The sequence below is a fragment of the Streptomyces sp. DSM 15324 genome, assembly GCF_001514285.1.
In the GTDB taxonomy this organism is placed as follows: Bacteria; Actinomycetota; Actinomycetes; order Streptomycetales; family Streptomycetaceae; genus Streptomyces.
Genome location: NZ_KQ949034.1, coordinates 63,307 through 79,111, shown reverse-complemented (window position 1 = coordinate 79,111; position 15,805 = coordinate 63,307). Strand labels below are relative to the sequence as shown.

Sequence of the window (15,805 nt, the reverse complement as noted above, 5' to 3'; positions counted from 1 at the left end):
CGCGCGGGAGAGCCGGCCGGCGGCGCGGTCTTCACTTCCCTCGGGGGCGGTCAGGACGGGCCGTCGTCGTCCTCGTCGGTGTCCGGCTCGTCGTCCTTCTCGGCGAGGACCGGGGAGGCGTGGTGCGACCAGAGCTTCCAGCCGTCGGGGGTGCGGCGGAACACGTTGGTGGCGACCACCAGCTGGCCCACGAGCGGCCCGAGCTCCTCGCCCGCGCGGGGCGCGGGGCCGCCGCTGAGGATGTTCTCCGTGCAGGTCACGAGGGCGGTGTCGCCGGTGACCGAGACATGCACATCGGTGAGGAAGAACTGGATGTAGTCGGTGTTCGCCATGATCAGGGCGTACGAGCGCAGGACCTCGCCGCGCCCGGTCAGCACCGGCCAGCCGGGGTGCACGCAGGAGATCACCCCGGTGTCCGCGGGGTCGTGGTACTCCTCGTCGACGCCGAGGTCGGCGGGGGTGAGCCAGAGCGAGGACACGGCTTCGAAGTCGCCCTGTTCGAGCGCCTCGTAGAAGGCGGTGTTGGCGGCCTCGACCTGTTCGACGTCGGTGTGGGGGGCGGTCACCGCGCTCCTTCCACGGCGCGTGCGACCCGGACCGCGTCGGCGGTCGCGCGCACCTGGTGGACCCGCACGGCCCACGCGCCGGTGTGGGCGGCTATCGCGGACACGGCGGCGGTCGCCGCGTCGCGCTCGCGCGCCGGCGGGGGCGCGCTCTCGGGGCCGGCCAGGACACGGCCGAGGAAGCGCTTGCGGGAGGCGGCGACGAGCAGCGGGTGGCCCAGTGTGTGCAGCCGGTCGAGGTGGGCCAGCAGGGCGAGGTCGTGGTCGGCCTCCTTGGAGAAGCCGAGGCCGGGGTCGACGACGACGCGGTCCGGGGAGACGCCGCCGGCGAGGACGGCCTCCACGCGCGCGTGCAGCTCGTCGACGACTTCGGTGACGACGTCGTCGTACGAGCCCTTGACGTTTCCGCCCTCCAGGAAGCCGCGCCAGTGCATGACGACGAAGGGGGCTCCCGCCTCCGCGACGGCCGGGATCATCCCGGGGTCGGCGAGGCCGCCGCTGACGTCGTTGACGAGGACGGCGCCGGCGGCGAGGGCCTCGGCGGCGACGGAGGCGCGCATGGTGTCGACCGAGACGACGGCGCCCTCGGCGGCGAGGCCCCGCACGACGGGGATGACACGGCGCAGTTCCTCGGCCTCGTCGACCCGGGTGGCGCCGGGGCGGGTGGACTCGCCGCCGACGTCGACGAGGTCGGCGCCCTCGGCGACGAGCTGGAGGCCGTGCTTGACGGCGGCCGTCGTGTCGAACCAGCGGCCGCCGTCGGAGAAGGAGTCGGGCGTCACGTTGACGACGCCCATGACCGCGCAGCGGTCCCAGTCCGGAAGGCCGGCGACCCGCAGGCGCCCGCTCTGCTTGCTCATACGTTCAGCGTAGGCCCCGCCGGGCGCCCGGACGCCGGGAGGCCCGGGCGCGGGCCCCAGGGCCGGGAGAGGGGGCGGGGCCTGTGCCCGGGCCGGTCCGGGTGGGGACACGGGGGCCGGGGGCGGTCGCCGGTTCAGGCGGCCCGTACGTCCTGCCGCTCGGCGAGTCCGTGGGCGCACGCGCGGGCGGGCCTGCTGCGGCGGCGCAGGAAGCGGGGCAGGGGGAGGGCGAGGTTGACGAAGCCCTCGGCCTGCATGGCGGCGAAGCCGATGCGGGGGAGGTCGCCGGAGGCGCGGTAGACGACGAAGCGGGGTTCCCAGCGGGGCTGGAACTTGGCGTTGAACTTGTACAGGGACTCGATCTGGAACCAGCGGGAGAGGAAGACGAGCAGACCGCGCCAGGCGCGCAGGACGGGTCCGGCGCCGATCTTCTCGCCGCGGGCCAGGGCGGAGCGGAACATGGCGAAGTTCAGCGACACGCGCGTGATGCCGAATTTCGGGGCGGCCTGGAGGGCCGCGACGATGAGGAGTTCGTTCATGCCGGGGTCGGCCGAGCGGTCGCGGCGCATCAGGTCCAGGGAGGCGCCGTCGGTGCCCCAGGGGACGAAGTGCAGGATGGCCTTGAGGTCGCCGTACGGGCCGGGTGTCTCGTCGGCCTTGTGGGCGGTGGCGATGAGGCAGTCGCCGTCGGCGGGGTCGCCGACGCGGCCCAGCGCCATGGAGAAGCCGCGCTCGGTGTCGGTGCCGCGCCAGTCCTCCGCGGCCAGCCGGATCCGCTCCAGCTCGGCCTCGCCGAGGTCACGGACACGACGTACGCGGGTTTCGTAACCGGCGCGCTCGATGCGCTTGACCATCTGCCGGACGTTGCGCATCGCGCGGCCGGCGAGGGAGAAATCCGCGACGTCCACCACCGCCTCGTCGCCGAGTTCGAGGGCGTCGAGGCCGGTCTCGCGGGTCCACACCTCGCCGCCGGTCTCCGAGCAGCCCATGACGGCGGGCGTCCAGGAGTGGGCCTTGGCCTCGTCCATGAAGCGTTCGATGGCGCCCGGCCAGGCCTCGACGTCGCCGATGGGGTCGCCGCTGGCGAGCATCACGCCGGAGACGACGCGGTAGGTGACGGCGGCCTTGCCGCTGGGGGAGAAGACGACGGCCTTGTCGCGGCGCAGCGCGAAGTGGCCGAGGGAGTCGCGCCGGCCGTGCTTGTCCAGCAGGACGCGCAGCCGGCTCTCGTCCTCCTCGGTGAGGCGGGCGGCCGGGTGCTCGGGCCGGAAGGCGAGGTAGATCGTGGTGACCGCGGTGATCCAGCCGAGGGCGCCGAGCGAGAAGGCGACGGTCCAGGAGGTGCTGCCCTGGTAGTCGACCGGACCCTCGAAGCCGAGGAGGCCGTACAGGACGTGGGTAATGCGATCGGCCAGGCTCGGGTCGCCGATCATGCGCCGCGGGTGGACGCTGACGATGACCAGTCCGAGGACGAGGGAACCGGCGCCCATGAGGACGAAGTTGGCGAGCGCGCGCCACCGGCTGCGCGGGTCCGGCAGGGCCCTGAACTGGTCTCGGTGGACGATCAGCGGGATCAGCAGCGCGAGCGAGATGAGCGCGCCGACGATCGAGTGCCGGTACACGAACTGGGCGACCGCGCCGGCCGGGAGCAGCGCCACCGCCGCCCGCCAGGCGCGCCGCTTGCCGCGCTTGAGGCCGTGGGCGAGCAGGAGCAGCAGGACGCCGACGCTGAGCGAGAGCGCCGCCGCGAACGGGCCGAACGAGCCGGGCAGCACCTCGGCGAGCGAGTGCATACGGCTCTGCCGGAACCGCGGGAAGATCCCCGCCGCGACGTCCACCAGCCCCACGAGAGCACAGGCTCTGCCGACGAGGGCGGGCACGGACTCGGGGCGCGGGCCACGCATCAGCGGCCGCACCCGGCTTGATCGGTTCGGAACCCCGTCCGACATTTCCCCATCTTCCCTGACAGACATCGCATCCCGTAGTTCCGCGAGAGACCTTGGATCCGGACCCGCTTCGGGCACCCGGCGACATTGCGCCCTCTAGGACGGTGTCTTGGGAAGAGAGGTTCACTCCGCTCTTCAAAGCCGCTGAAAAGGCCAAGGAAAGTCCGGGACAAGCCCTCGCGAAGGAGTCGGGGGGAACGGATCTGTGCCCGGCCAGGATCAGGCAGGAAACCTTTGTATGGGTCTCACGAGCAACACAGTGCTGCTGTTGTCCGTCGTGTTCGCCTTAACGCTGTTCGCCGGCACGGTGTGGCTGTGGCCGCGGCTGGCACGGCGTTCCTGGCGGGCCGTCGGCGGGCGGGTCGGTCTGCTGCTCTGCATCCAGTCGGCCCTCTTCCTGTCGGTGGGCCTGTCCGTCAATCAGGCCTTCGGTTTCTACGCCAGCTGGGCGGACCTGTTCGGCCGTGAGACGGAGCCGGGCGTGGTCGTCGACCACACGAACGGCGCCCCGGCCGGGCCGGTGCGCGTCGTGGACAGCCGGCGCGTGGACGGCGGCGGCGGGCGGCCGGAGTTCGGCGGTCGGATCCAGAAGGTGGTGCTGGCCGGGCGTACGACACACATCAGCACGCCCGCCTACGTGTATCTGCCGCCCGAGTACTTCGCCGCGAAGAACCGCACGCGCACGTTCCCCGTGGCCGTGGTCCTCACGGGCTATCCGGGTACGGCCGAGGCGCTCGTCGACAAGCTGCACTACCCGCGCACCGCGCGGCAGCTCGCCGGGGACGGGCGGATGCAGCCGATGATCCTGGTGATGCTGCGGCCGACGGTGGCGCCGCCGCGCGACACGGAGTGCGTGGACATCCCGGGCGGGCCGCAGACCGAGACGTTCTTCGCCAAGGACCTGCCGGACGCGGTCGGGGCCCACTACCGGGTGGGCAAGAAGCCGTCGAGCTGGGGGATCATCGGGGACTCCACCGGCGGTTACTGCGCCCTGAAGCTCGCGATGCACCACCCGGAGGCGTACGCGGCGGGCGTGGGGCTGTCGCCGTACTACAAGGCGCCGAGCGATCCGACCACCGGTGACCTGTTCCACGGCGACGAGACGCTGCGCAAGGAGGCTGATTTGCGCTGGTTCCTGAAGAATCGTTCCGCTCCGGACACCTCGCTGCTCGTGACCAGCAGCAAGATCGGCGAGTCCAACTACAAGGCCACGCTGAACTTCATAGACCTGGCGAAGGTCGCGGGCCGGACCCGGATCTCGTCGATCATTCTCGAAAGCGGCGGGCACAACTTCAACACCTGGCGCCGCGAGATCCCGCCCGCGCTGGAGTGGATCAGCGGACGGCTGAGTAATTGATCTTGACTCGTGTGGCCCGCGGGGAGTGTGAAGGCTTCGGTATGGCTGTGTTTTTACAGGGCGGGGCGCCAACATTCGCCTACGCGCGGTAAGTTTCTGGCCATGCCACGTGGACGTCACCGCCATTCCCCGCCACTGCACAGGCTGTTGCCTCCCTCGGCGATCGCAGGCGTCTCGCTCATCTGTGCCTTCGGTCCCTGGGTGTTCTCGGATCCCGCCGTGCTCCGCGTCGTCGCCGCCGTCGCCGCGGCCACCGCGGTCGTGGGGGCCGCCGTCCTGCGTCGCTGGGACACGTACGCCGGGAAACAGGTCGCCGACCTCACGCGCGCGCGGGCGAGCGACGAGTGGCGCTTCGAGGAACGAGTCGCCGAGCTGGAGACCGACCTCGACGAATCGCGTGAGCTGCGCGGCAAGCTGGAGAAGCGGCTGCGGGCCAAGCGCGCCGAACTGGCCGGCCTGCGCAACGAGCACGCCGCGCTGCTGCGCCGTTACGCCACGGCGGAGACCGAGCGGGCCAGCGCCCTGGAGGGCCGCCGGCTGCTGGAGAAGGAGAACACGGCCGATCCCGAGCCGTACGCGCTGCCCGCCGCGGGCGCGGCCGAGGAGAGCAGGACGGAGACCGTGGTCTCCGTGACGCCCGAGACCACCGAGACCACCGAGACCACCGAGGCCGACGAGACCAAGGCCCCGGTGGCCTTCTCCCCGGAGGGGGCGCAGCTGTACGCGCGGGCGCGGTCGGCGCTGGCGAAGCTCGACCCGGAGACGGCCGCGGCAGCCTCCGCCTCCGCCGACGACTCCGGCGCCGGAGAGCCCGTGAAGGTCGCGTCCGGCAAGGCCGGTGGCGAGGACTCCGCCCAGGAGGACGAGGCCGAGGGGCAGCCCGAGGCGGCCGACGAGCACACGCGCGCGGTCGCCCCCCACCCGGCCGACGGGACCGACGAGGCCGCCCCGGACGAGGACGCGGCCGGGCGTACCGCGGCCGAGCCGGCCACCGCCGAGCGCCCCGCTGCGACCGCCGCCGGCCGTGCCGTCTCCGGGAACGAGCCCGTGGCTGCGACCGCCGACTCCGAGCGCGCCGTTTCCGAGCGCGCCGGCTCGACGGCCATCGGATCCAAGGCTCCTGGCTTGGGAACCGCCGCCGCTGCCGATTCCGTCAGTGCCGGGCCTGTCGCGGCCGAGTCCGCCGCCGGGCGCGCCGCTGCGGCCCCGACCGGCTCCGGCCGCGCCGCTTCCGAGCCGGTCGGCTCGACGGCCGCGGGCTCCGGAACGGCCGTCGCTGCCGACACCGGGGCCGCCGGGACCGAGGCGGTCGAGGGTGTCTCCGCCGTGTCCGCCGCGCTCGTCCCGCGGCCCGCCGCGCCGGTGGTGCGGCCGGCCGGGCACTTCACCGTGCCGACCGCCGTGGCCGTCGTACCCGCCGCGCAGCCGGTGCGGCGTCCCGGGGCCGAGGGCGGGTTCGACTTCTTCGGCACGAAGAGCGCGACGCCGGACGCGCTGGACTCGGTGCAGAACGAGGACCTCGCCGACGTCGTCGGCCAGGAGGCGCTCGCCCTGCACAAGGCCGAGGCCGAGGCTGATTTCAAGCCGGCCGGCGAGGAGGCGCGCGGGGTCGGCCAGGTGATCGACCTGACCGCGCACGACGAGACCGAGGTGATCGACCTCCAGGGCCTGCGCAGCGCGGTGTCCTGACCCGTCGTCACCCGTCGCGCCGTCACCCCCGGCGCTCCTGAGGGCCGTGCGGACACCGCACGGCCCTTCGGTTTGTCCTTTCAAGCCATCCAGCGGTCGGGCCGGGCGTCCCGGCGGCCGGTGCGGGACCGCTCGGCCTGGCCGCGGAGCAGCTCCGCGGCCTCCTGAGCGTCCCTCAGACGGGCGGTGACGGTCTTGCCGGCCCCCGTGTCCACCCGGACGGCGGCGAGCCGCCACAGCCGCTGCCAGGGGCCCTGGGTCAGCCGTACGCTCTGGACCTTGGCGTGGGGCACGAGGGCGAGGCTGCGGTGCAGCAGTCCGTGCCGGGTGGCGAACACGGCGTCCGTGACGGCGATGCCGTACCCCCGCCACCACAGCGGCACGCAGCGTCCGGCCCGGCGCGGCGGCCGCGCCAGCGAGTCCGCCGCCGGCACGGTCACCCCGGGGAGCACGCGCGCGACGACCGCCTCCGCGACCGCGCGCGGGGCGACCGGCACGAGCACGGAGTTGGCCGAGCCCGCCACGTCCAGCTCCACGCGCACCCAGCCGCGGCGCCGCCACAGCAGCGGCTGCACGATCCGCACGGTCTGCACCCGCCCCGGCGGCACCGTCTCGTGCGTGCGGTCCAGCAGCCCCCGGTCGATGCGCAGGCCGTCCGGGGACTCGGCGACCGTCCAGTCGTACTCGCCCACGAACCGCCCGGCGCTGCGCGCGCCCGCCGCGCCGAGCAGCGGCAGGCCGGTCGCGAGGACCGTCACCACGCTGTGGGTGAGCAGCCACAGGACGGGCGGGACGACCAGGGCGACGGCGACGGCACCCCAGGCCGAACCGGTCAGCACCAGCGCGACCAGCAGCTCGCGCGCGGGGACGCGCAGCAGCTCGCGCGCCGGCGCCTCGCCGACCTCGTGCGCCGTCTCGGGGGCGAAACCCGCAGCCCGCGCGAGCAGTTCGGCCCTGAGCGCGCGGGCCTCGTCGTCGCCGAGGAAGGCGAGTTCGTCCTTCTTCTCGGCGCCGACGACATCGAGCCGCAGCTTCGCCACGCCGGCCAGCCGGGCGAGCAGCGGCTGGGTCACGTCGATCGCCTGGATGCGCTCCAGACGGATGTGCGCGGTGCGCCGGAACACCAGGCCGGTGCGGATGCGCAGTTCGCCGTCGGTCACCGAGAAGTGGGTGAACCACCAGCTCAGGAAGCCGTACGCGGCCGACGCCGGGACCAGGACGGCGAGCGCGATCAGCAGGGTCGTCGAGGTCAGCCGGGTGAGCTGCTCCTGCGCCTGGTGGGGGTCGTGCACCGCCCAGCCGACGAGCACCGCGACCGGGGCCCAGGCGCGCCGGAAGGGGGTGACGGGGTGCAGCCGGCGCTCGGCGACGGCCGGCCGCTCCGCGGCCGCGGGGACGTCGCCCTCGACGCCCTGGGCGGTCACAGGCCCGCCGATCGGGCCTCGCCGAGCTCGCTGAGCCGGTCGCGCAGCCGCTCCGCCTCGGCCGGGTCGAGCCCCGGGATCGTCGCGTCGGTGGCGGCGGCCGCGGTGTGCAGCTGGACGCTGGCGAGCCCGAAGTACCGTTCGACGGGCCCGGAGGTCACCTCGACCAGCTGCATGCGGCCGTACGGCACGACGGTCTCCTCGCGCCACAGCACGCCCCGGCTGATCAGCAGGTCGTCGGCGCGCTCGGCGTACCGCCAGGAGCGCCAGTTGCGGCCGAGGAGCACCCAGCCCCAGCCGATCCCGGCCAGCGGCAGCAGCGCGAGGGCGGCCCACGCGGGGCCGACGCCCAGGCCGAGCCCCAGCCCGACGGCGACGGCGGCGAGTCCCAGCCACACCACCAGCAGCAGCCGTCGCATCCGCAGCAGTCCCGGCGGCAGCCCGGTCCACACCGCAGCGGCCCCGTCGGCCCCCGCTCCGGCCTCGGTCGTCCTGGTGCCCCCCGGGCTCCCCGTTTCCATAGCGACAGAGTACGTAGGGGAGACTGGTGCCATGACTCCCACGACGGAGACCACGGTCGGGATCGGCGGCGCGGCGGAGAGCACCGACATGGTGCTGAACATCGGCCCGCAGCATCCCTCCACGCACGGTGTGCTGCGGCTGAAGCTGGTGCTGGACGGCGAGCGCATCCGGCACGCCGAGCCGGTGATCGGCTATATGCACCGGGGCGCGGAGAAGCTGTTCGAGGCGCGCGACTACCGGCAGATCGTCATGCTGGCCAACCGCCACGACTGGCTGTCGGCGTTCTCGAACGAGCTGGGCGTGGTCCTCGCGGTGGAGCGGATGCTCGGCATGGAGGTCCCCGAGCGGGCGGTCTGGACGCGCACGCTGCTCGCGGAGCTGAACCGGGTGCTCAACCACCTGATGTTCCTGGGCTCGTACCCGCTGGAGCTGGGCGGCATCACACCGGTCTTCTACGCGTTCCGCGAGCGCGAGGTCCTCCAGAACGTGATGGAGGAGGTCTCCGGCGGGCGGATGCACTACATGTTCAACCGGGTCGGCGGCCTGAAGGAGGACCTGCCGGCCGGCTGGGCGTCCCGCGCGCGTGGCGCCGTCGCCGCCGTCCGCTCGCGCATGGACGTCTTCGACGACCTCGTCCTCGGCAACGAGATCTTCCGGGGGCGCACCCGCGCGGTGGGCGTGCTCCCGGCCGACGCCGTGCACGCGTACGGCGTGAGCGGGCCGATCGCGCGCGCCTCGGGCGTCGACTTCGACCTGCGGCGCGACGAGCCCTATCTCGCGTACGGGGAGCTGCGGGACGTCCTGGAGGTGGTGACCCGTGAGGAGGGCGACTGTCTCGCCCGGTTCGAGTGCCTGCTCGCCCAGACCCACAACGCGCTCGACCTCGCGGACGCCTGCCTGGACCGGCTGGCGCAGCTGCCGCCCGGCCCGATCAACCAGCGGCTCCCCAAGGTCCTCAAGGCGCCCGAGGGGCACACGTACGCGTGGACCGAGAACCCCCTCGGCATCAACGGCTACTACCTCGTCAGCAAGGGCGAGAAGACGCCGTACCGCCTGAAGCTGCGCTCGGCCTCCTACAACAACATCCAGGCCCTCACCGAGCTGCTGCCGGGAACCCTGGTCGCCGACATGGTGGCCATCCTGGGGTCGATGTTCTTCGTGGTCGGGGACATCGACAAGTAGGCGGACCCAGCGGACCCAGGCGGCCCTAGAGGGGGACGCCGGGCAGTCCCACCGGCTGGAGCAGCCAGCCGAAGTCGCCGAGTCCGCCCGGCGCGGTGAGCTCGGCGGCCTCCCCGGCGCCCGCGAGGGCGCGGACGTAGGCGGCGGGGTCGGTGGAGGCCAGCGCGAGCGGGGGGCGCGCGCCCGCGACGCCCAGCGCGTGCAGGGCGGCGCGCTGGGTGAGCAGCCGGGCGCCCGGCAGGGCGCAGGCGTCCAGGGCCACATGGGCCGTGATGTCGCACGAGCCGTCCGGCACGGGGGCCGTCCCGCGTCCCTCCCGGAAACCGTCGAGCGTGCCGAACGGGGGGCGGGCGTCCGCCGTGTGGGCGTAGTCCACCGCCACCGCGAGCCCGCGGGCGACGGATGCGACGGCGGACGCCCAGGCCCTGTCCCGGGGCAGCCCGATCTCGGCCCGCAGCCCCGGCTCGTCCGGCAGCGGCCACCAGCGCGCCAGCCACCGCGCCTCGGGCCCGGACACCGGCTCCCCGAGGCGTTCGGTGCCGTCCGGTCGTACGAGGACCAGCCGGGGCACCCCCGCGGGGTCGACCTCGGCCACCTCCAGCGGCACGTTGTCGAGCCACTCGTTGGCGAACAGCAGCCCGGTGATGCCGGGCGGGGGCGTGGGGAGCCAGTCGATCCGGGGGTCCAGTCCGGGCGGGCGGGCGGCGAGCTCGACGGCGTACGCGCGCGTGCGGGCCGCCACCTCGGCGGGGAGCGCGGCGAGGACGCCGGTGACGAGTTCGCCCCGGCCGGCGGCCATGTCGACGAAGTCCAGCCGCACGGGCCGCCCCAGCGCCTCGTCGACCCGGCACAGCAGCCGGGCGACGGCGCCGGCGAAGAGGGGCGAGGCGTGCACCGACGTACAGAAGTGGCCGGCCGGGCCCTCGGGCCGCCGGTAGAAGCCGTGCGGGCCGTACAGCGCGTCCTCGGCCGCCGCCCGCCACCCGCGCCAGCCGCCGGGGGTGCCGGCGTCGTCGCCGGGGTCGCCGGGGTCGCCGGGGTCGCCGGGGGCGCTCACTTCGTGCGTCATCCGGTCAGACTAGGCGTACCGGTGATCACGGCCTCCACCTTGCGGAGTACGCGCGCCGGGACCGGATCGGCCCTTCGGCTGACCCCCGCACACGCGGCGCTTCCCTACGCTGGGTTACGTGCAGCGCCTCTATGACTTCCTCCGCAGACACCCGACCCAGGTGGACTGCTTCTGGGCCGTCGTCCTGTTCGGGATCACCGCGGCTGCCGGAACCGCGGGTCAGGACCGGGGCGGCACCGACTCCATGGCGCTGCTCGTGCCGGTCGTCGCCCTCCTGTGCCTGGTCATCGCGCTGCGCCGGCTGATGCCGGAGAAGATGCTGGTGCTGGCCGCCGTGCTCGGCGTGGCCCAGCTCGTGCTGAACGTCGGGGTCACGGCCGCCGACTTCGCCCTGCTGGTGATCGTCTACACGGTCGCCGTCATGGGTGCCCGCTGGGCTTCCCGGCTGGCCCTGGTCATGTCCCTGAGCGCCGCCACGCTGGCGCAGGTGCGGTGGCCGCACGAGCACGCGAGCGTGCCGGGCCAGTTCGCGGTCATCGTCTTCCAGACCGTGCCGTTCGCGCTGGCCTGGGTGCTCGGCGACTCGATCCGCACCCGGCGGGCGTACTTCGCGCAGCTGGAGGAGCGCAACGCGCGGCTGGAGAAGGAGCGCGAGGCGCAGGCCAAGTTCGCGGTCGCCGCCGAGCGCGCCCGCATCGCGCGGGAGCTGCACGACGTCGTCGCGCACAACGTCTCGGTGATGGTGGTGCAGGCCGACGGTGCCGCGTACGTCCTCGACGCCGCGCCCGACCAGGCGAAGAAGGCCCTGGAGACGATCTCCTCCACCGGCCGGCAGGCCCTCGCGGAGATGCGCCGGCTGCTGGGCGTGCTGCGCACCGGGGAGCACCAGGAGGTCGGGGAGTACGTTCCGCAGCCGGACGTGGAGCAGATCGAGGACCTCGTCCAGCAGTGCCGCGGCTCGGGCCTGCCCGTCGACTTCAAGATCGAGGGCACCCCGCGGCCGCTGCCCAGCGGCGTCGAGCTCACCGCGTACCGGATCGTGCAGGAGGCGCTGACGAACACGCGCAAGCACGGCGGGCCCGACGCGGGGGCGAACGTACGGCTGGTCTACTTCGACGACGGTCTGGGGCTGCTCGTCGAGGACGACGGCAAGGGCGCGCCGCACGAGCTGTACGAGGAGGGCGGCGCCGACGGCCAGGGCCACGGTCTGATCGGCATGCGGGAGCGGGTCGGCATGGTCGGCGGCACGCTGGACGCGGGCCCGCGCCCGGGCGGAGGATTCCGCATCAGCGTCCTGCTCCCGCTCAAACCGGCGCATTGACGCCGACGCACGACGCTCTTCGTTGACACCTGTCACGCCCCGACGCCCCCGACGCCCCGACCTTCAGAAGCCCGGAAGCCCCGGAAGACCCGGGAAGACGGGAAGACGGGAAGACCCGGACCCCCGGAAGCCCCGGAAGACCCGGAAGACCCGGACAACCTGGAAGACATGGAAGAGGACCTCATGACGATCCGCGTGATGCTCGTCGACGACCAGGTGCTGCTGCGCACCGGGTTCCGGATGGTGCTCGCCGCCCAGCCGGACATGGAGGTCGTGGCGGAGGCGGGCGACGGCGTCGAGGCCCTTCAGGTGGTGCGCTCCACGGACGTGGACGTGGTCCTGATGGATGTGCGCATGCCGAAGCTGGACGGGGTGGAGGCCACCCGGCGGATCTGCGCGGAGCCCGAACCGCCGAAGGTGCTGATCCTGACCACCTTCGACCTGGACGAGTACGCGTTCTCCGGGCTGAAGGCGGGCGCCTCCGGCTTCATGCTGAAGGACGTGCCGCCCGGGGAGCTGCTCGCCGCGATCCGCTCGGTGCACAGCGGTGACGCCGTGGTCGCGCCCTCCACCACGCGCCGGCTCCTCGACCGGTTCGCGCCGATGCTGCCCAGCACCGGCAAGGAGCCCCGGCACCAGGGGCTGGAGCGGCTCACCGACCGTGAGCGCGAGGTGATGGTGCTGGTCGCGCAGGGGCTGTCCAACGGGGAGATCGCCGCCCGGCTGGTGCTGTCCGAGGCGACCGTGAAGACCCATGTCGGCCGCATCCTGACCAAGCTGGGGCTGCGCGACCGCGTCCAGGTGGTGGTGCTGGCCTACGAGACGGGGCTGGTGCGGGCCGGCGGACACGGCTGACCCGGGGGCCGTCGGGGGCGTCGGTCAGCGCAGGAGACCCTCCAGGAAGTCGCTGCCCAGCCGGGCCACCACCGTCACGTCCAGCTGGTGCAGGACGTACCGGCCGCGGCGGCGGGTCGTGATGAGGGAGGCCTTCTTGAGGACGCCGAGGTGGCGGGATATCTCGGGGGCCGTCATGCCCAGGGACTGGGCCACCTCGCTCGTGGTGTAGGCGCTGCGGGCGAGCAGCCGGCAGATCCGCATCCGGACGGGGTGGGAGAGCGCGGTGATGCGCAGCGTCAGCTGCTCGACCGAGGGCGGCGAGGCCGGCTCGGGGGACCCGACCGGGTAGTGCAGGACCGGCTGCCAGCCGTACCGGTGCAGGACCATCAGATGCGGCCAGCCCAGGCTGGTCGGGACGAGCAGCAGTCCGCCGTCCCCCGTGGCCGTGCGGCCGTGGGCCATCTTGTCCACCGAGATCAGCGTCCCGCCCTCGTCCAGCGACACGGCGGAGGAGACCGAGGTGAGGGCCTCCGCCAGGCCCTTGCGGCGCAGCAGGTCCGTCTTGTGGCGGGCGTCGGCGGCGAGCGGGACGCTCACCCGGGCCCAGACGTCGGCGAAGAACGCCTCGTCGCAGTCCCGGAGGAACTGCCGCAGCCAGGCGCGCACCCCGGGCGGGTCGTCGAGCAGCCGCCGGGTGAAGTGCACCTGGCGGGGTCCGCGCGAGGCCGCCAGGTCCAGGGCGCGGCGGTGCTGGGCGGGGTCGGCGAGGACGTCGAGGCCCGGCGCGTCGTACCCGGGGGTGCACATGAATTCCGTCGCGGCGTTGACGAACTCCTCGTCCGTGAGTTTGTCGAGGAGGTCCAGTTCCTCGGTGAGGGTGGCGCCGGGCAGCACGTCGCGCCCCGGGAGGCCCGCGTAGGGCAGGAAGAGGTCGGAGAACGTCGTCCGCCACAGGAAGTCCGCCTCGCACATCCGGTCGGCGAGATACGGGTCCAGACGGGCGGCGACCCCCGTGACCCAGCCCTGGAGACCGGGGTGGTGTCCGGGCTCGGCGAGCGCGTGCAGGGCCATGCCGAGCTCGGCCAGGGGCGAGGGCACGACAGTGATCCGCTCCGGCCGCAGCCCGGTGATGTCGATGCGGACGCTCATGCCCTCATGGTGCACCCCGCCACCGACAACCCGGCTCCCGATTGACGGCAGCCGTCAATCGGGAGCGCGGCAGGGCGCGGTGAGGTCAGTGCGCGGCGTCGAGCTTCGCCCGATGCTCCGCCGTCAGCTCCAGGTCGACCGCCGCCAGGCTGTCGTTCAGCTGTTCGATCGAGGAGGCGCCGACCAGCGGCAGGATCGGGACGTCGCCGCCGAGCAGCCAGGCCAGGACGACCTGGTTGACGCTCGCGCCGGTCTCCTCGGCCACCTCGCGCGCCGCCTGGAGGCGGGGCTGCGTGCCCGCGTGCTCGAACCCCGGGCCGAGCGGCTTGTCGTCGCGGACGTAGGCCCCCGACAGCAGCGGGGAGTAGGCGACCTGGGTGAGGGAGGGGTGGGCGCGGACGTAGCTGAGCAGGTCGGCGCTGACCAGGCCCTGGTTGCCGTCGGGCGAGCGCAGGCTCGGGATGTCGGCGCGCTGGCGGAGGTAGCTGTGGTGGTGCTGGAGGACCTCGTAGCCGGGCAGGCCGGCCGCCCTGGCCAGATTGCGGGCGGCCTCGATCCGCCAGGCCCAGTGGTTGCTCGCGCCGAGGAGGCCGGCGACGCCGTCGGCGACGACCTCGCCGAAGCCCTGGACGGTCTCCTCCAGGGGGGTCTTCTCGTCCATGATGTGCGCGTACAGCAGGTGGATGCGCTCGATACCGAGCCGCTCCCTGCTGCGCTCGGCGGATTCCCGGATGGTCTTGGCCGAAAGTCCCTCGACATCCAGGCTGAAACCGCTCGACGGGGCGTTCGGGCGGGCGCCGAGTTTCGTGGCGAAGGTGATCTCGTCGCCGATTCCCCGGCTGCGGATCCAGCGGCCGAGGAGTTCCTCGCTCTCGCCGCCCTGGGTGCCGCCCACCCAGAAGGCGTAGTTGTTGGAGGTGTCGATGAAGGTGCCGCCGGCCTCGACGAAACGGTCGAGGAGGGCGAAGGAGGTCGCTTCGTCGGTCACCGTCCCGAAGAGCATGGAGCCGAGGCTCAGCACACTCACCTCACGGCGGGTGGCCGGGTCGCTGCCGATGACGCGGTATTTCATGAGAGTCCTCTTCGGGGATTCCGGGTAATCGGTTCAGGAATTGACGATTCCGGAATCGGTGATTCCGGCTTGGGGGCGAGAGAGTCGGCGATGGTCCGCGCGAGGGCGTCGAGGTGCGGCACCAGGAAGAAGTGGCCGCCCTCGTAGGTGTGGAGGGCGAACTCGTCGGTCGTGTGGGTCGCCCAGGCCCGCGCCATGGGGGCGTCCACGCGCGGGTCGACGTCCCCGATGAACGCGGTGACGGGGCAGTCGAGCGGGGGCGCGCCCCGGTAGCGGTACGTCTCGGTGGCGACGTAGTCGCTGCGCACCGCGGGGAGGATCGCCGCGAGCAGCTCGGGGTTGTCCAGCATCCGGGTGTCGGTGCCGCCGAGGAGTCTCATGTCGGCGATCAGCTTCTCGTCGCTCGACCGGTGCACCGAGCCGGGCGCGGGCACCGACGGCGCGCGCCGCCCCGACACGAACAGGGCGCGCGGTCGGGCCCCGGCGGCGTGCAGCCGGGCGCCCACCTCGAAGGCGAGCGTGGCGCCCATGCTGTGCCCGAACAGGGCGTACGGCTCCTCGGCCCACTCGGCGAGTTCGGCGGCGACGGTGTCGGCCAGCTCGTGCAGATCCTCCACGCAGGGTTCGTGGAACCGCTCCTGGCGGCCCGGGTACTGCACGACCAGCACCTCGACCCCGGGCGCGAGCCGTGCGGAGAACGGGTGGAAGAAGGCGGCGTTGCCCCCGGCGTGCGGAAACACGAACAGCCGTACGGCGTGGGGCGCGGCGGCATGGAAACACCGCAACCACGGAGTACGGGGCCCACGTACCCGCG

General features: G+C 73.4%; 14 protein-coding genes. 5 read left to right on the top strand and 9 right to left on the bottom strand.

The genetic code is table 11. From position 1 onward, the window contains the following. Positions 1-50: 50 nt before the first annotated feature. The 3 genes from AQJ58_RS31750 to AQJ58_RS31740 all read right to left on the bottom strand — a co-directional run bounded on the left by AQJ58_RS31750 (position 51) and on the right by AQJ58_RS31740 (position 3,372). Positions 51-566: a nuclear transport factor 2 family protein gene (locus AQJ58_RS31750; protein ID WP_067256409.1), complete on the bottom strand. Its 516-nt coding sequence runs from the start codon at positions 564-566 to the stop codon at positions 51-53. Continuing rightward, entirely contained in the window at positions 563-1,423 is an 861-nt protein-coding gene (gene folP, locus AQJ58_RS31745) for a dihydropteroate synthase (RefSeq protein WP_067256408.1), read from the bottom strand. The genes AQJ58_RS31750 and folP overlap by 4 nt, the downstream gene beginning before the upstream one ends. A gap of 134 nt (positions 1,424-1,557) precedes the next feature. After that, on the bottom strand, positions 1,558-3,372 hold the full coding sequence (locus AQJ58_RS31740) for a phosphatidylglycerol lysyltransferase domain-containing protein (protein WP_067256406.1): 1,815 nt from the start codon (positions 3,370-3,372) through the stop codon (positions 1,558-1,560). A gap of 235 nt (positions 3,373-3,607) precedes the next feature. On the opposite strand from AQJ58_RS31740, the gene AQJ58_RS31735 reads away from it, so the two are divergent. Together AQJ58_RS31735 and AQJ58_RS31730 are read left to right on the top strand one after the other, a co-directional pair. Then, positions 3,608-4,726, top strand: coding sequence for an alpha/beta hydrolase (locus AQJ58_RS31735; RefSeq protein WP_067256404.1), 1,119 nt, complete (start codon positions 3,608-3,610; stop codon positions 4,724-4,726). A 102-nt stretch (positions 4,727-4,828) separates the two neighbouring features. After that, positions 4,829-6,415 (top strand): hypothetical protein, encoded by a 1,587-nt coding sequence (locus AQJ58_RS31730; RefSeq protein ID WP_067256401.1) that lies wholly within the window; start codon positions 4,829-4,831, stop codon positions 6,413-6,415. 80 nt (positions 6,416-6,495) lie between these two features. Here the strand turns inward: AQJ58_RS31730 and AQJ58_RS31725 are convergent, their stop codons facing one another. Next, positions 6,496-7,839, bottom strand: coding sequence for a PH domain-containing protein (locus tag AQJ58_RS31725; protein WP_067256399.1), 1,344 nt, complete (start codon positions 7,837-7,839; stop codon positions 6,496-6,498). Next, positions 7,836-8,360 carry a PH domain-containing protein gene (locus AQJ58_RS31720; protein WP_067256397.1) on the bottom strand — a complete coding sequence of 175 codons (525 nt, stop codon included), beginning with the start codon at positions 8,358-8,360 and terminating at the stop codon, positions 7,836-7,838. Before AQJ58_RS31720 ends, AQJ58_RS31725 begins: the two co-directional genes overlap by 4 nt. Positions 8,361-8,391: 31 nt before the next feature. Between AQJ58_RS31720 and AQJ58_RS31715 the strand changes: the two genes are divergently transcribed. Next, entirely contained in the window at positions 8,392-9,543 is a 1,152-nt protein-coding gene (locus AQJ58_RS31715; RefSeq protein WP_067256396.1) for an NADH-quinone oxidoreductase subunit D, read from the top strand. A gap of 25 nt (positions 9,544-9,568) precedes the next feature. Here the strand turns inward: AQJ58_RS31715 and AQJ58_RS31710 are convergent, their stop codons facing one another. Beyond that, complete coding sequence (locus AQJ58_RS31710) at positions 9,569-10,612, bottom strand: SAM-dependent methyltransferase (RefSeq protein WP_079079359.1); 1,044 nt, start codon at positions 10,610-10,612, stop codon at positions 9,569-9,571. Positions 10,613-10,730: 118 nt separating this feature from the next. Here AQJ58_RS31710 and AQJ58_RS31705 point away from each other — a divergent pair, with 118 nt between their 5' ends. Continuing rightward, the gene (locus AQJ58_RS31705; RefSeq protein WP_067256395.1) at positions 10,731-11,933 is read left to right on the top strand and encodes a sensor histidine kinase; all 1,203 of its coding nucleotides are present in this window, start codon (positions 10,731-10,733) and stop codon (positions 11,931-11,933) included. Positions 11,934-12,116: 183 nt separating this feature from the next. Then, a complete protein-coding gene (locus tag AQJ58_RS31700) occupies positions 12,117-12,788 on the top strand; it encodes a response regulator (protein WP_067256728.1) in 672 nt (223 codons plus the stop codon). Positions 12,789-12,812: 24 nt separating this feature from the next. On the opposite strand, the gene AQJ58_RS31695 is transcribed toward AQJ58_RS31700, so the two are convergent. From AQJ58_RS31695 to AQJ58_RS31685, 3 genes are all read right to left on the bottom strand, one after another. Next, positions 12,813-13,919: a DUF5937 family protein gene (locus tag AQJ58_RS31695; protein WP_067256393.1), complete on the bottom strand. Its 1,107-nt coding sequence runs from the start codon at positions 13,917-13,919 to the stop codon at positions 12,813-12,815. Positions 13,920-14,004: 85 nt separating this feature from the next. Further along, entirely contained in the window at positions 14,005-14,991 is a 987-nt protein-coding gene (locus AQJ58_RS31690; protein WP_067256391.1) for an aldo/keto reductase, read from the bottom strand. Then, complete coding sequence (locus tag AQJ58_RS31685) at positions 14,988-15,776, bottom strand: thioesterase II family protein (RefSeq protein WP_234360359.1); 789 nt, start codon at positions 15,774-15,776, stop codon at positions 14,988-14,990. The genes AQJ58_RS31690 and AQJ58_RS31685 overlap by 4 nt, the downstream gene beginning before the upstream one ends. Between the last annotated feature and the right edge of the window lie 29 nt (positions 15,777-15,805).

What these genes read in the sequence shown, in the direction of transcription:
- AQJ58_RS31700 (WP_067256728.1), top strand. Translation starts at nt 12,117, where the DNA reads ATGACGATCCGCGTGATGCTCGTCGACGACCAGGTGCTGCTGCGCACC.
- AQJ58_RS31715 (WP_067256396.1), top strand. Translation starts at nt 8,392, where the DNA reads ATGACTCCCACGACGGAGACCACGGTCGGGATCGGCGGCGCGGCGGAG.
- AQJ58_RS31720 (WP_067256397.1), bottom strand. Translation starts at nt 8,360, where the DNA reads ATGGAAACGGGGAGCCCGGGGGGCACCAGGACGACCGAGGCCGGAGCG.
- AQJ58_RS31740 (WP_067256406.1), bottom strand. Translation starts at nt 3,372, where the DNA reads ATGTCGGACGGGGTTCCGAACCGATCAAGCCGGGTGCGGCCGCTGATG.
- AQJ58_RS31735 (WP_067256404.1), top strand. Translation starts at nt 3,608, where the DNA reads ATGGGTCTCACGAGCAACACAGTGCTGCTGTTGTCCGTCGTGTTCGCC.
- AQJ58_RS31690 (WP_067256391.1), bottom strand. Translation starts at nt 14,991, where the DNA reads ATGAAATACCGCGTCATCGGCAGCGACCCGGCCACCCGCCGTGAGGTG.
- AQJ58_RS31710 (WP_079079359.1), bottom strand. Translation starts at nt 10,612, where the DNA reads ATGACGCACGAAGTGAGCGCCCCCGGCGACCCCGGCGACCCCGGCGAC.
- AQJ58_RS31730 (WP_067256401.1), top strand. Translation starts at nt 4,829, where the DNA reads ATGCCACGTGGACGTCACCGCCATTCCCCGCCACTGCACAGGCTGTTG.
- folP (WP_067256408.1), bottom strand. Translation starts at nt 1,423, where the DNA reads ATGAGCAAGCAGAGCGGGCGCCTGCGGGTCGCCGGCCTTCCGGACTGG.
- AQJ58_RS31695 (WP_067256393.1), bottom strand. Translation starts at nt 13,919, where the DNA reads ATGAGCGTCCGCATCGACATCACCGGGCTGCGGCCGGAGCGGATCACT.